This is a genomic window from Streptomyces sp. NPDC052225, assembly GCF_040679615.1.
Classification (GTDB): Bacteria; Actinomycetota; Actinomycetes; order Streptomycetales; family Streptomycetaceae; genus Streptomyces.
In genome coordinates this window covers 229,951-242,046 of the sequence record NZ_JBFAVD010000004.1, presented here as the reverse complement: position 1 = coordinate 242,046, position 12,096 = coordinate 229,951, and the positions used below count along the sequence as shown (strand labels likewise).

The 12,096-nt window shown below is 69.6% G+C and carries 13 protein-coding genes; 3 read left to right on the top strand and 10 right to left on the bottom strand.

The window, feature by feature from the left end:
• Positions 1-13 precede the first annotated feature (13 nt).
• From AB0L37_RS08805 to clpS, 6 genes are all read right to left on the bottom strand, one after another.
• On the bottom strand, positions 14-292 hold the full coding sequence (locus AB0L37_RS08805) for a MoaD/ThiS family protein (protein ID WP_365501846.1): 279 nt from the start codon (positions 290-292) through the stop codon (positions 14-16).
• A gap of 99 nt (positions 293-391) precedes the next feature.
• On the bottom strand, positions 392-496 hold the full coding sequence (locus tag AB0L37_RS08800; RefSeq protein WP_365501844.1) for a putative leader peptide: 105 nt from the start codon (positions 494-496) through the stop codon (positions 392-394).
• Between the two features lie 90 nt (positions 497-586).
• The gene (locus AB0L37_RS08795; protein ID WP_365501842.1) at positions 587-1,003 is read right to left on the bottom strand and encodes a M67 family metallopeptidase; all 417 of its coding nucleotides are present in this window, start codon (positions 1,001-1,003) and stop codon (positions 587-589) included.
• Between the two features lie 76 nt (positions 1,004-1,079).
• Positions 1,080-2,522: an amino acid permease gene (locus tag AB0L37_RS08790; RefSeq protein WP_365501840.1), complete on the bottom strand. Its 1,443-nt coding sequence runs from the start codon at positions 2,520-2,522 to the stop codon at positions 1,080-1,082.
• Between the two features lie 327 nt (positions 2,523-2,849).
• Positions 2,850-3,449, bottom strand: a complete 600-nt coding sequence (locus tag AB0L37_RS08785) for a DUF2017 domain-containing protein (RefSeq protein ID WP_365501838.1) — start codon at positions 3,447-3,449, stop codon at positions 2,850-2,852.
• A gap of 27 nt (positions 3,450-3,476) precedes the next feature.
• Positions 3,477-3,794 carry an ATP-dependent Clp protease adapter ClpS gene (gene clpS, locus AB0L37_RS08780; protein ID WP_365501836.1) on the bottom strand — a complete coding sequence of 106 codons (318 nt, stop codon included), beginning with the start codon at positions 3,792-3,794 and terminating at the stop codon, positions 3,477-3,479.
• Between the two features lie 81 nt (positions 3,795-3,875).
• On the opposite strand from clpS, the gene AB0L37_RS08775 reads away from it, so the two are divergent.
• Together AB0L37_RS08775 and AB0L37_RS08770 are read left to right on the top strand one after the other, a co-directional pair.
• The gene (locus AB0L37_RS08775) at positions 3,876-5,204 is read left to right on the top strand and encodes a nicotinate phosphoribosyltransferase (RefSeq protein WP_365501834.1); all 1,329 of its coding nucleotides are present in this window, start codon (positions 3,876-3,878) and stop codon (positions 5,202-5,204) included.
• Positions 5,205-5,299: 95 nt separating this feature from the next.
• Positions 5,300-5,890, top strand: coding sequence for an isochorismatase family protein (locus AB0L37_RS08770; protein WP_365501832.1), 591 nt, complete (start codon positions 5,300-5,302; stop codon positions 5,888-5,890).
• 184 nt (positions 5,891-6,074) lie between these two features.
• Here the strand turns inward: AB0L37_RS08770 and AB0L37_RS08765 are convergent, their stop codons facing one another.
• On the bottom strand, positions 6,075-6,392 hold the full coding sequence (locus tag AB0L37_RS08765) for a hypothetical protein (protein ID WP_365501830.1): 318 nt from the start codon (positions 6,390-6,392) through the stop codon (positions 6,075-6,077).
• A gap of 133 nt (positions 6,393-6,525) precedes the next feature.
• The gene (locus tag AB0L37_RS08760) at positions 6,526-8,922 is read right to left on the bottom strand and encodes an immune inhibitor A domain-containing protein (protein ID WP_365501828.1); all 2,397 of its coding nucleotides are present in this window, start codon (positions 8,920-8,922) and stop codon (positions 6,526-6,528) included.
• Between the two features lie 345 nt (positions 8,923-9,267).
• Between AB0L37_RS08760 and AB0L37_RS08755 the strand changes: the two genes are divergently transcribed.
• The gene (locus tag AB0L37_RS08755; RefSeq protein WP_365501826.1) at positions 9,268-9,582 is read left to right on the top strand and encodes a hypothetical protein; all 315 of its coding nucleotides are present in this window, start codon (positions 9,268-9,270) and stop codon (positions 9,580-9,582) included.
• A gap of 33 nt (positions 9,583-9,615) precedes the next feature.
• Here the strand turns inward: AB0L37_RS08755 and AB0L37_RS08750 are convergent, their stop codons facing one another.
• Together AB0L37_RS08750 and AB0L37_RS08745 are read right to left on the bottom strand one after the other, a co-directional pair.
• Positions 9,616-10,308 (bottom strand): RDD family protein, encoded by a 693-nt coding sequence (locus AB0L37_RS08750; protein ID WP_365501824.1) that lies wholly within the window; start codon positions 10,306-10,308, stop codon positions 9,616-9,618.
• Positions 10,309-10,581: 273 nt separating this feature from the next.
• The gene (locus AB0L37_RS08745) at positions 10,582-12,057 is read right to left on the bottom strand and encodes an RDD family protein (RefSeq protein WP_365501822.1); all 1,476 of its coding nucleotides are present in this window, start codon (positions 12,055-12,057) and stop codon (positions 10,582-10,584) included.
• Between the last annotated feature and the right edge of the window lie 39 nt (positions 12,058-12,096).

Sequence of the window (12,096 nt, the reverse complement as noted above, 5' to 3'; positions counted from 1 at the left end):
GTCTACGTCCGGCTCAGCGCATGCCGCCGGCCACGGCCGGCAGGATCGTCACGTTGTCGCCGTCGGCGACCTTGGTCTCGATTCCGTCGAGGAAGCGGACGTCCTCGTCGTTCAGGTAGACGTTGACGAAGCGGCGCAGCTGGCCGTTGTCCACGATCCGGGCGGCGATGCCCGTGTGCCGGGAGTCCAGGTCGGCGAAGAGCGCGGCGAGGGTGTCACCGCTGCCCTGGACGGCCTTCTCGCCGTCGGTGTAGGTGCGGAGGATGGTCGGGATGCGGACCTCGATGGCCATGCTGGGGCTCCAGTGACATGTAGGAGTACGAAAGGGCTGGCATTCGCCGGGCGATGGAACGCGGGCCGTGCCGATCCGACGGACGGACGGAGTCCTGCGTCAGGAAGTGGGACAGATGGCGCTGGCGAGGCGGCACAGGTCGACGTGCAGCCGCGCCACGAGCAGCATGCCCGGCGTCTTTTCGCTCACGTCGTGGGAAACCATGCGCTCATCGTATCGATTCCCGACCGGGATCCCGGAGTGTGATCTCACCATGCGGTCGATTTTCGTCCGGTGAATGAGACTCACCCCGGATCAGGCGATGACCTCGACCTCTTCCTCGGTCACTTCGCCGTCGACGATCCGGAACGAGCGGAACTGGAACGGGCCCGCGTCGTCGGCGTCGGCGGTGGAGACGAGCACGTAGTGGGCGCCCGGCTCGTTGGCGTACGTGATGTCGGTGCGCGACGGGTACGCCTCGGTGGCCGTGTGCGAGTGGTAGACGATCACCGGCTCCTCGTCGCGGTCGTCCATCTCGCGGTACAGCTTGAGCAGGTCGCCGGAGTCGAACTCGTAGAACGTGGGCGAGCGGGCGGCGTTCAGCATCGGGATGAAGCGCTCGGGGCGGCCCTCGCCGACCGGGCCCGCGACGACACCGCACGCCTCGTCGGGGTGGTCCTTGCGGGCGTGGTCCACGATCTGGTCGTACAGCGTCTTGGAAATCGTCAGCATGCGGCCAGGATAAGCAGGTGGGCCCTGCCGTACCGGAGTGCGGTACGGCAGGGCCCACCTGCTGAGACGGGGAGGGTCAGCCGCGCTCGGCGAGGGCGGCGTCCTCGGGCTTGCGCGCCTTGAGCACCAGGTAGGCGACCGCGAGGATCGCACCCCAGACCGGTGCGCCGTACAGGGCGACCCGGTTGTCCTTGTCCATGCCCATCGTGACGATGACCAGGCCGATGAACGCCAGCGAGAAGGCGCTCGCCCAGATGCCGCCCGGGGCGCGGAACGTGGACTTGGGCAGCTCGCCACGGTCGGACTTCAGGCGGTAGCGGATCTGGCAGATCAGGATGACGATCCAGGCCCACATGCCGGAGATGGTCGCGAAGGAGACGACGTAGTTGAACGCCTCGCCCGGCCACTGGTAGTTGATCCAGACGCCGACCAGCATCATCGCGGCGGAGAACGTGGTGCCGACGACCGGCAGGCCCTTCTTGCTCAGCTTGGTGAACAGGCGCGGGCCCTGACCGTTGAGCGCGAGGTCGCGCAGCATGCGGCCGGTGGAGTACATGCCCGAGTTGCAGGAGGACAGCGCGGCGGTCAGCACGACGAAGTTGACGATGGCGGCGCCGATGCCCAGGCCCATCTCGTCGAAGGCGTGCACGAACGGGCTCTCGCCGGCCTTGAACGACGTCCACGGCACGACCGAGAGGATCATGATCAGGGCGCCGACGTAGAAGACGGCGATGCGCCACGGCACGGTGTTGATGGCCTTCGGCAGGACGGTCTTGGCGTCCTTGGCCTCGCCCGCGGTGACGCCGACCAGCTCGACCGCGAGGAACGCGAACATGACCATCTGGAGGGTCATCAGCGTGGAGCCGATGCCGTTCTCGCCGGCGAAGAAGCCGCCGAGGTCCCACAGGTGCGTGACGGACGCGGTGTCACCGACGTCGGAGAAGCCGATGGTGAGGATGCCGGCGCAGATCAGGATCATGCCGATGATGGCGGTGACCTTGACCGCGGAGAACCAGAACTCCAGCTCGCCGAAGAGCTTCACGGAGATCAGGTTGGCGCCGAAGAGGACGACGGTGAAGACGAGCGCGGACAGCCATTGCGGGATGTCCCACCAGAACGTCATGTAGACGGCCGCCGCGGTGACCTCGGTCATGCCGGTGATGACCCAGAAGAGCCAGTACGTCCAGCCGGTGACGAAGCCCGCGAAGGGGCCGATGAACTCGCGCGCGTACTCCGAGAACGAGCCGGAGACCGGGCGGTACATGAGGAGCTCGCCGAGCGCCCGCATGATGAAGAAGATGACGATGCCCGCGAGGGCGTACGCGAGGATCAGGCTGGGCCCGGCCTTGGAGATGCCCTTGCCCGCGCCGAGGAAGAGGCCGGTTCCGATGGCGCCGCCGATGGCGATCATCTGGATCTGGCGGGATCCGAGGCCACGCTGGTAGCCCTCGCCGGACGTCTCGGCGTCCTGCACGGCCTCATTGCCGTCGTGGTGCTTGTCGACCTGCACTGAGGTCATGATGTGCGCCTTTCTCCATGCCGATCCGTGCCGTCAGCGGCTCGGATCGACTGTGACGATCCTTCGGGGTCGAGCCCCCTGGATGGATGGAGCTGTTGCCTACCGGCGGTCGGCCGGTAAGGGCGCACCTGACTGGACAGGGGTGGCGTCCGTCAGGCGGTCGTGAAGATCTATCACGCCGTTCACGGTGATCGACTGAGCCACGTGTGCCCTACCCCACAGGAAAAACCGGACAAACAACCCTTCACTTCAGATACGGGTGCACTGCGGTGACAGGATCGTTATCCGGATTTGAGCGTTCGCTGAGCGAACACCCTTCTGCGCAGGTCAGGACATAAGGGTTTCGACCAGAGTCTCCTGGAGCCCGCCGAGCCACAGATACGCCATCACCATCGGCTTGCGCGGGTCCTCGTCCGGGAGCCGGTAGAGGAGGTCGGTGTCCTCTTCGTCCGTGATGTCGAGGCGGGTGCCGATCGCCAGGCGCAGGTCGTTGAGCGCCCGCATCCACTGGACGGACTCGTCCCGCGTCAGCTTCAGGACCGCTCCGCCGTCACCGGCCGGGCTCAGCGCGTCCAGCGACCGGATCACCGCGAGGGCGTCGTCGCGCTTGCCGGCCCGCAGGTCGTTCTCGGTGAAGCGGCGGAACTCCGAGGAGTAGGCGCGCAGTTCGGCCTCGTCCTCGTCGGCAGGACCGCCCGGGCCGCCGTACGCGTCCGGGAAGAGCCGCTGGAGGACCGCGTCGCCGGGCGGCTCGGTCGGGCCCTCGGCGAAGAGCTCGGCGAGCGGGTCGTCGGAGATCTCCCCGCCCGGCCCGGGGCCGATCAGCTCCAGGAGCTGCACGGCGAGCGAGCGGATGATCGAGATCTCGACGTCATCGAGGGCGACGGCGGCACCACCGCCGGGGATCGGTTCGAAGTGGCCGGGCATCAGAGCGCTGCACCCCTCATCGCGTGACTACTTCCGATCCTGTTGCAGCGTGGCCCACAAGCCGTAGCCGTGCATCGCCTGCACATCGCGCTCCATCTCCTCGCGGCTTCCGGAGGAGACGACGGCGCGGCCCTTGTTGTGGACGTCGAGCATGAGTTTGGTGGCCTTTTCCTTGGAGTACCCGAAGTACGTCTGGAAGACATACGTCACGTAACTCATCAGGTTCACCGGGTCGTTGTGGACGAGCGTGATCCAGGGGACGTCGGGCTCCGGGACCGCGAACGTGTCCTCGGTCGTCTCGGGGCTTTCGATCTCAAGGGGTGCTGGAGCCGTCACACGGCCCATGCTGCCACTCGCGGAGGGGGAGCGCACAAATGGACCCCAGAAATCGTCACCCTGACGCTAATTGGAGGTACGATCCCTCCCATGAACTCAGCGGACCTTGGCCTGCCGGTGGATGTTCCGTCGACAGCCCTCTTCACCGACCACTACGAGCTGACGATGCTGCAGGCCGCCCTCCGCGCGGGCACGGCCGACCGGCGCTCGGTCTTCGAGGTGTTCACCCGCCGCCTGCCCGAGGGCCGCCGCTACGGCGTCGTCGCGGGTACGGGGCGCGTCCTGGACGCCGTCGAGAACTTCCGGTTCGACGCGGGCGTCCTCGGCTTCCTGCGCGAGCGCAAGGTCGTCGACGAGGCGACGCTGGCCTGGCTCGCGGAGTACCGGTTCTCCGGCGACATCTGGGGCTACCCGGAGGGCGAGGTCTACTTCCCCGGCTCCCCGCTGCTGCGCGTCGAGGGCTCCTTCGCCGAGTGCGTGCTCCTGGAGACGGTGATCCTCTCCATCCTCAACCACGACTCCGCCATCGCGGCGGCGGCCTCCCGCATGGCCTCGGCCGCCGGCGACCGGCCGCTGATCGAGATGGGCGCACGCCGCACGCACGAGCTGGCCGCCGTGGCCGCCGCGCGCGCCGCGTACGTGGGCGGCTTCACGACGACGTCGGACCTCGCGGCAGGCTTCCGGTACGGGATCCCGACGGTCGGCACGTCCGCGCACGCCTTCACGCTGCTCCACGACTCCGAGCGGGACGCCTTCCGCGCCCAGGTCGACTCCCTCGGCGAGGGGACGACGCTGCTCGTGGACACGTACGACGTGAAGGAAGCCGTCCGTACGGCGGTGGAGATCGCGGGGCCCAAGCTCGGCGCCGTCCGGATCGACTCCGGTGACCTGCTGCTCGTCGCGCACCGGGTGCGCCAGCAGCTCGACGAGCTCGGCGCCACGGACACCAAGATCGTGGTCACCTCCGACCTCGACGAGTACGCCATCGCCTCGCTCGCGGCGGCGCCCGTGGACGCGTACGGCGTCGGTACGCAGCTGGTGACCGGCTCCGGGCACCCGACCTGCTCGATGGTCTACAAGCTCGTCGCGCGCGCCGAGTCCGCCGATCCGAAGGCGCCGCTGGTGCCGGTCGCGAAGAAGTCGGCGGGCGGCAAGACGTCGATCGGCGGCCGCAAGTGGGCCGCGCGCCGGCTCGACAAGGACGGGGCCGCGGAGGCCGAGGTCGTCGGCACCGGGGCCGTCCCGGCGGAGCTGGCCGACCGGCAGCTCCTGGTCGAGCTGGTCAAGGGCGGTGACGTGGTCTCCCGCGAGCCGCTCGACGCGGTCCGCGCCCGGCACATCGCGGCGCGCGACGCGCTGCCGCTGTCGGCGACGCAGCTCTCCAAGGGCGAGGCCGTCATCCCGACCGAGTACGTGTGAGCCCGCGGGAGAGAGCGATGCGCCCCGGTTGCCCTCTCCCGCAGCGCACGTGAAGCTTCTACGCTCGTAAGCCTCCAAGGAGAAGGACACCGACCATGCGCCGCGCCTTGATCGTCGTAGACGTGCAGAACGACTTCTGTGAGGGCGGCAGCCTCGCGGTGGCCGGAGGTTCGGACGTCGCTGCCGCGATCACCGACCTCGTCGGGCAGGCCGGGGGCGGCTGCTACCAGCACATCGTCGCCACCCGCGACCACCACGTCGACCCGGGCGAGCACTTCGCCGCCTCCCCCGACTTCCGGCACTCGTGGCCCGCGCACTGTGTCGCCGGGACGGAGGGCGTCGGCTTCCACCCGAACTTCGCGCCGGCCGTCGCGTCCGGGGCGATCGACGCGGTCTTCGACAAGGGGGCGTACGCGGCCGCGTACAGCGGGTTCGAGGGGGCCGACGAGAACGGGGTGTCGCTCGCGGACTGGCTGCGGGAGCGGGAGATCTCCGAGGTGGACGTCGTGGGGATCGCCACGGATCACTGCGTGCGGGCCACCGCGCTGGACGCGGTGCGGGAGGGCTTCCGTACGCAGGTGCTGCTCGATCTGACCGCCGGGGTGGCCGCGGCTACGACTGAGGCTGCGCTGGAGGAGTTGCGTGAGGCCGGGGTCGAACTGAGCGGGAAGCCTGTCGTGGCCTAGGTCGCGGGGCTCCGCCCCGGACCCCGCTGCTCAATCGCCGCAGGGGCTTGATGTGCCGGACCCCGCCCCTCGAGCGCCGGAGGGGCTGATGTGCCGGACCCCGCTCCTCAAGCGCAGGAGAGGCTGATGTGCCGGACCCCGCTCCTCAAGCGCCGGAGGGGCTTGATGTGCCGGACCGCGCTCCTCAAGCGCCGGAGGGGCTTGGTTTGAGCATCCGTATCGAGTGCCAGAGGCCCGCGTCCGTCAGGTCCGGGGCCGCGCGCCAGATGAGGCCGTCGGGGTGGTGCAGGACCGCCGTTATCTCGTCCGGGGTCGGCGGGTGGGAGTTGCCGCGGAGGTAGACCGCCCGCAGGCCCAGGTTGCGCAGGCGCGTCAGGGCGCGGGCGCGGTTCACCGCGTGCACCAGGACCCGTACGGCGCCCTCCGAGGGGCCCGGAGCGGGCAGGGTCAGAGCGACGACGACACTGCCTCCCGGCAGCTTGCAGAACCCTCCTGCGGACATACCTGTCACACCCCCGTGAGACGTCGTGTCAATAAGGAACTCACAGGACGGACTAAAACACGATCGGCCGCGACCCGCCAGACCTCATCTGGCAAGCCGCGGCCGATACGTTTCTGACCTGCGGTTTTATCGACTACTTCACCGACGGCCCGACCTTGAGCGTGATCGACGAGCCGTCGAGCGGCTGCTTCACGATCGAGATGCGAGTGTTGGTGTCAGTTGTCTTGACACTGCCGGTCGGGTTCTCCGCGTACCAGTACGTGCCCTTGTGGTCGTCGAAGAACGGGACGCCGGCCTGCGCCGGGATCTTCTTCTCGACGCCCAGGCGGTGCAGCGTCATGCCGGGCACGGGGTACCAGCCGAAGGCGGCGTCGTACGGCGTGATCTTGTTCGTGATCTTGGTCTTGCCGTCCGCCCAGTACATCGGCTTCGCGTGCGCGTCGATCGGCAGGATCTGACCCTTGCCGGGGTGCTGGCCGACGTTGTTGTTGCGCTGCGAGGTGTCCCACTGCCAGATCATCAGGCCGGGACGGTACGCGTAGTGCTCCACCCAGTTGTTCTTGGCACCGCCGTCACGCCAGCCGAAGTTGTACGGGCCGACCTTGAGGGTCTTGTCGTAGCTGACGTACTGGCGGTTCTCGGCGATGTAGAACTGCGGGAAGTCGCCGGAGATGGACGCACCGACGCGGGAGAAGCCGCGTGTGGTCCAGCCGTTGTCGTCGCCCTCGGCGTTGTCCGTGAACAGGGCCGCACCGTCCGCCTTGACCGTCAGGTTGTCGGCGGTGAAGCCCATGCCGCCCGCGCCGCCGTCGGTCTTGTAGCGGAAGCGGATGCCGATCTTCTTGCCCGCGTAGGCGTCGAGCGGGAAGACCAGGTGCTGGAACTTGGCCGAGTCGCCGGTCAGGGCAGGCTTGTCGCCGCCGTCACGGGTGATGGTGGCGCCGTCGGCCGTGCCGTCGATGGAGTGCCAGCTCGCGCCGTCGTCCGTGGACACCTGCGTGTACAGGTAGTCGTAGTCCTTCTCGATGTTCCACCAGCCGTCGAGCTCCAGGGATGCCTTGGACTTCCCCGTCAGATCGACCGTGCGCTCAAGGGTGTTGGAGAGGTTGTCGCCGTAGTCCGACCACCACTGCTTGGAGCCCTCGGCGGGCTTCACGATGTCGGTGGTGACGTTCTTCTTCGGCAGCTCGACGACGAGGGCCTGCTTCAGCTTGGTGTTGTACTCCGAGACACCGAGCTTGTGCGTCGAGCGGGTCGCCGCCTTCGCCTTGTCGTAGTTGAGCCAGCCCAGCTGGAGCTTGTCCCAGGCGGTCATGTCGCCCGGCATGTCGCCGATGGACTCCTTGCCAGTGCCGAGCCAGGAGCCCGCCGACATCAGCGACCAGAAGCCGACCGAGTTCTCGCCCGCGTACGAGGTGTCGTACAGGTCGGGCAGGCCCAGGTCGTGGGCGTACTCGTGGGCGAAGACGCCGAGGCCGCCGTTCTCCGGCTGCATCGTGTAGTCGCCGACCCAGATGCCGGTGTCGCCGACCGGGGTGCCGCCCGCCTTGAAGCCGGCCGGGCCCGTGTCACCGTCGTCGCGGGAGTAGGCGTAACCGCGGTGCGCCCACAGGGAGTCGCCGCCCTGCGCGCCGCCGCCGGCCGAGCCGTCCTCGCCCGCGTGGACGATCTGGAAGTGGTCGATGTAGCCGTCGGGCTCGTTGAAGTTGCCGTCGTTGTCGTGGTCCGTGCGGTCCCACTGGTCGTACGTGGCGAGGTCGGCCTTGATGTCGGCGTCCGTCTTGCCGGCCGCCTTCTGCTGCGCGACCCAGGCGTTGATGCCGTCGCGGACCAGGTCCTCGACGTTCGGGCAGTTGTCGGCGCCGCAGTAGTTGGAGCCGTAACGGGCCTCGTTGTACTCGACCTTGACCCAGTCGGAGACCTCGCCCTCGACCGAGTAGCGGCCCGAGGAGGTCTTCTCGTAGTAGGTCTTGAGGGAGTCGACGCCCTTGCCCGAACCGAAGTACAGGTCCTTGTAGTGCTGGGAGTCGTAGTCCTTCTTCCAGGCCGTGCTGTTGTCCTTCGCACGGTCCGGCTCGGCTATCCGGTTGTGCAACGGACCCGGCTGGCCGCCGTACTTGGGCTTCAGCTCGTCGGTGTCGTCGTCCTGGCGGTCCACGAGGGTCGTGTTGTCGACCTTGTCCCCGAACTCGGTCAGGATCGTGAAGATCTTGTCCGTGCGCTCGCGGCCCAGCTCGACGTACTTGCCCTTGGAGAGCTCGACGACCTTCGAGCCGTTGCGCTCCTGGACCTTGGACGTGCCCTGGAGCACGCTCTGGAGAGCGGCCTGGCGCTGCTGCTCCATCTGCTCGCTGAACGGGCCGTCCATCACATGGCCCTTGCCCCCGTACGTCTTTCCGTCGGCGGTGCTGCTCGTCGCGGCCGGAGTGTCGGCCTGGGCGGTCGTCGCCGCGATCGACCCGGCGGCCGCGGTGGCGGCCAGGGTCACGAGGACGGCGGCGGATCTCAACGCCCGTCTCTTGGTGGTCACTTGGTGTTCCCCTCCTCCGTGGCCCGAAAGCCACGTGTCACAAGTGACGCCATTTGACCGGAGGTAGGAGAGAAATAACAGACCTTGACTGTGACGTTTCCATTGCACTATGCAGACCGGGACATCCGCATACCGGACGCGCGCGACAAACCTCCAAAGGGCGCGCCGTACCGTCCACTTGGTGGACGCGATGACTCCGTGCGCCCCCCATGCACCGGCACTGTGGGTTAGGTCATGCTTACTGGCCGTTCCGCTCGGGCACAGGTCCGAATAGAGTCGGATCGACGGCGCTCGACCTGTTCGATCCCACTCCTGCTCCCCGATGTCACGAGGACGGATACCGCCATGCCTCGCCCGACTGTCGCACAGCTCTCCTACGGTTCGGCCACCGTCGTCTGTTCCACCATCGCCATGGTCCTGCTGTCACAGACCAGTTCGGGACCCGGCATCCCCGTGATCGCCGTGTCGGCGCTCATCCTGGGGCTCTTCGTGGCGATGTCGGTACCGACGCGCAAGCAGGCGCCGACCGCCCCTGTCGCCTCCTCCGGCTCCGCCGGTTCCGGGGAACGGGTGCCGGCGCAGCGCCTCACGTCGACGCTCGCCTCACCCGCCGGATCGGAGACCTCCCGCGAGCCGGTCCACGAAACGGCGGGCCCGTGAGGCACGGACCCGCCGGTCGCGTACGGCTGTCGGTCAGGCGCTGGTGACCACGACCGTCTTCGCCGCCTTGTCGTGCAGGCCCTGCTTGTAGGGCTTGTCGAAGAAGCTCCAGCCTCCGGAGATCGCCGTCCAGATGCAGGCGCAGCAGAACACGGCCGGGACCCACAGGACGACGGCGCGGATCAGGTTGGTCTGCGCGCTGGGCGTCGCCCCGTTGTCGAGGTTGGCGACGCGCAGCTTCAGCCACTTCTTGCCGAGGGTCTGTCCGGTCTTCGTCGTCATCAGGACGTCGTAGCCGATGTAGAGCACGGCGGCGAGGAGCGACTGGGCGAACTGCTTGCCGTACTCGACCTTGTCCGGGTCCGTCTCGTACTCCGCCAACCCGAAGGCCCACGCGAGCAGCCCCACGACGATCGCCACGAGGATCATGTCGATGATCCTCGCGAGGACGCGCCTGCCGCTGTCGGCCAGCGGCGGCATCCCGGCGAGCGGGTCCTGCCCACCGCCGTAGCCCCCGGCGCCGTACGGGTCGCCTCCGTAGGGCGGGGGCGGAGGCGGGGCGGCGCCGCCGTACGGGTTGTTCGGCGGCGGGGTGTCGTAAGGCCCCTGCGCGTTCTGGGGGGTGTCGTACGGGGAGCCGCTGCCCGGGGTCGTCGGCGGCGGCTTGCGGAACGGATCGTCGTCCGGCGGCTGGCCGGACCCTGAGGGCGGCGGTTCGGTACTCATGGCCCGAGTGGACCGCGTCGCCGGGCGCCCCGCATCCGGCGGGCCGCCGTCCGGATGACCGCCGTGGGTGGGTCGGTGCGTTGCCGGGTGCGGGTTGCGTCGTGGCTGGTCGCGCAGTTCCCCGCGCCCCTGAGATGCGCACCTTCGGTGCGGCATCTCCCCTATGAAGGCTCAGCGGCGAAGCCGCAAGCCTTCAGGGGCGCGGGGCTGTGTCATGAGCGGCTCCGCCGCAGGGCGCGAGCAACCCCCGCTCACCCGCAGAGGGAACCTCGCTCAGCCCGCCACGAACGTGCCGGCCACCTTGTCGTGGAGGCACTGGCGCCACGGCCGGTCGAAGAGGCCCCAGAGCACGCCGAGGATCCCGACGGCCAGCACCCCCGGCACGCTGTAGACGAGCCACCTCTTGAGCGACGCCCCGAACGAGGGCGCGTCGCTGCCCTCGATCTCCCGCACGCGGAGCCCCATCAGCTTCTTGCCGAGCGTGCGCCCCCACTTCGCCGTCGGCAGCGCCTCGTAGAGGACACCGGCGACGAGCAGCACGGCGAGCACGATGCCGAGGTACGTCGCCGTGGTGCCGTCGAGCAGCCAGACGGTGACCTGCCGGCCGGAGGCCTTCGCCGCGTCGATCTTCTCGTCGACATGGTCGACGGCCTTGGTGCCGAGCGGCACGGCGGCCGCCGCGGTGATCGCACCCAGGACGAGCGAGTCGATGAGCCGGGCCACGAACCGCTTTCCGAGGCCCGCCGGGCGCGCGGAGGCCTGCGCCTGCGCGGCGGCGAGGAACGGGTCGTTGGCGACGGGCTTGAACGGGGTGAACGGACCCTCGGGCTCGGCGGCCGCGGGGGCAGGAGCCTGCGCCGGGCCCGGGCCCGCGAGCTGGTGCACCTGCTGCGCCCAGGACGCCGAACCGCCGCCGGGCCCCTGCGTGACGGGCGTGGGAAGCGCGGTCTGCTGCTGCGGTGGGTAGCCGTACGCGGGCTGCGGTGCGGGCTGGGCGACGCGCGGATCCGCCGGAGCGGGCTTGGGCTGCGCCGGAGCCGGGGCGGCAGCGTGGGCCTGGGGCTGGGCCGGGCGCTGTGCTTGCGCCGGGGGCTGCGCCTGGGCCGGGCGCTGTGCTTGCGCCGGAGCCTGGGACTGGGCCGGGCGCTGCGTCTGGGCCGGGGTCTGCGGCTGGGCCGGGGTCTGCGGCTGCGGCTGCGGCTGCGGCGGGGCCTGGCGTTGCGAGGACTGCGGCGGCACCGCGCGGATCGTCATGGTGCCGTCCGTCTTCGGCGCCCGGTCCGCGCCGGGGCGCACCGCACGGATCGCGACGGTCCCGTCGGTGCGCTCGGCCGGCTCGGGCCGCTCCTCCTCGGGCCCCGCGCCCCAGGAGACGCGGCGGTCCTGCTCACCGCCGAAGCCGGTCTGCTGCGAGGTGGTGGCCTGCCAGGCGGTGGCGGGCTCGGGCGAGGCCGGGTCGTCGGCGCCCGTCTCCGTACGGACCGAGGGCTCCTCGTCGAGGAAGACGGGGCCCGTCTCCTCGGCCGGCGGCACCGAAACCGGCGCCGAAGCCGGAGCCTGCGCCGCGGCCGGGGCGGGACGCGCGCCCGGCGGGGCCGGCAGGGGTTCGCCGTCGGACGGGGCGGGGCGGGAGGTGCCGGGGACCCAGGCGGCTCCGTTCCAGTACCGGACATATCCGGGAATGGACGGATCGGGGTAGTAGCCTTCGCGGGGCCTGTCGTCGCCGGGGGCCGGGGTTGGGGCGCTCATGTCCGTCGTCCCGTATCTGCTCGGGGGTCTTGTTGTGGC

What these genes read in the sequence shown, in the direction of transcription:
- AB0L37_RS08805 (WP_365501846.1), bottom strand. Translation starts at nt 292, where the DNA reads ATGGCCATCGAGGTCCGCATCCCGACCATCCTCCGCACCTACACCGAC.
- AB0L37_RS08800 (WP_365501844.1), bottom strand. Translation starts at nt 496, where the DNA reads ATGGTTTCCCACGACGTGAGCGAAAAGACGCCGGGCATGCTGCTCGTG.
- AB0L37_RS08795 (WP_365501842.1), bottom strand. Translation starts at nt 1,003, where the DNA reads ATGCTGACGATTTCCAAGACGCTGTACGACCAGATCGTGGACCACGCC.
- AB0L37_RS08790 (WP_365501840.1), bottom strand. Translation starts at nt 2,522, where the DNA reads ATGACCTCAGTGCAGGTCGACAAGCACCACGACGGCAATGAGGCCGTG.
- AB0L37_RS08785 (WP_365501838.1), bottom strand. Translation starts at nt 3,449, where the DNA reads ATGCCCGGCCACTTCGAACCGATCCCCGGCGGTGGTGCCGCCGTCGCC.
- clpS (WP_365501836.1), bottom strand. Translation starts at nt 3,794, where the DNA reads ATGGGCCGTGTGACGGCTCCAGCACCCCTTGAGATCGAAAGCCCCGAG.
- AB0L37_RS08775 (WP_365501834.1), top strand. Translation starts at nt 3,876, where the DNA reads ATGAACTCAGCGGACCTTGGCCTGCCGGTGGATGTTCCGTCGACAGCC.
- AB0L37_RS08770 (WP_365501832.1), top strand. Translation starts at nt 5,300, where the DNA reads ATGCGCCGCGCCTTGATCGTCGTAGACGTGCAGAACGACTTCTGTGAG.
- AB0L37_RS08765 (WP_365501830.1), bottom strand. Translation starts at nt 6,392, where the DNA reads ATGTCCGCAGGAGGGTTCTGCAAGCTGCCGGGAGGCAGTGTCGTCGTC.
- AB0L37_RS08755 (WP_365501826.1), top strand. Translation starts at nt 9,268, where the DNA reads ATGCCTCGCCCGACTGTCGCACAGCTCTCCTACGGTTCGGCCACCGTC.
- AB0L37_RS08750 (WP_365501824.1), bottom strand. Translation starts at nt 10,308, where the DNA reads ATGAGTACCGAACCGCCGCCCTCAGGGTCCGGCCAGCCGCCGGACGAC.
- AB0L37_RS08745 (WP_365501822.1), bottom strand. Translation starts at nt 12,057, where the DNA reads ATGAGCGCCCCAACCCCGGCCCCCGGCGACGACAGGCCCCGCGAAGGC.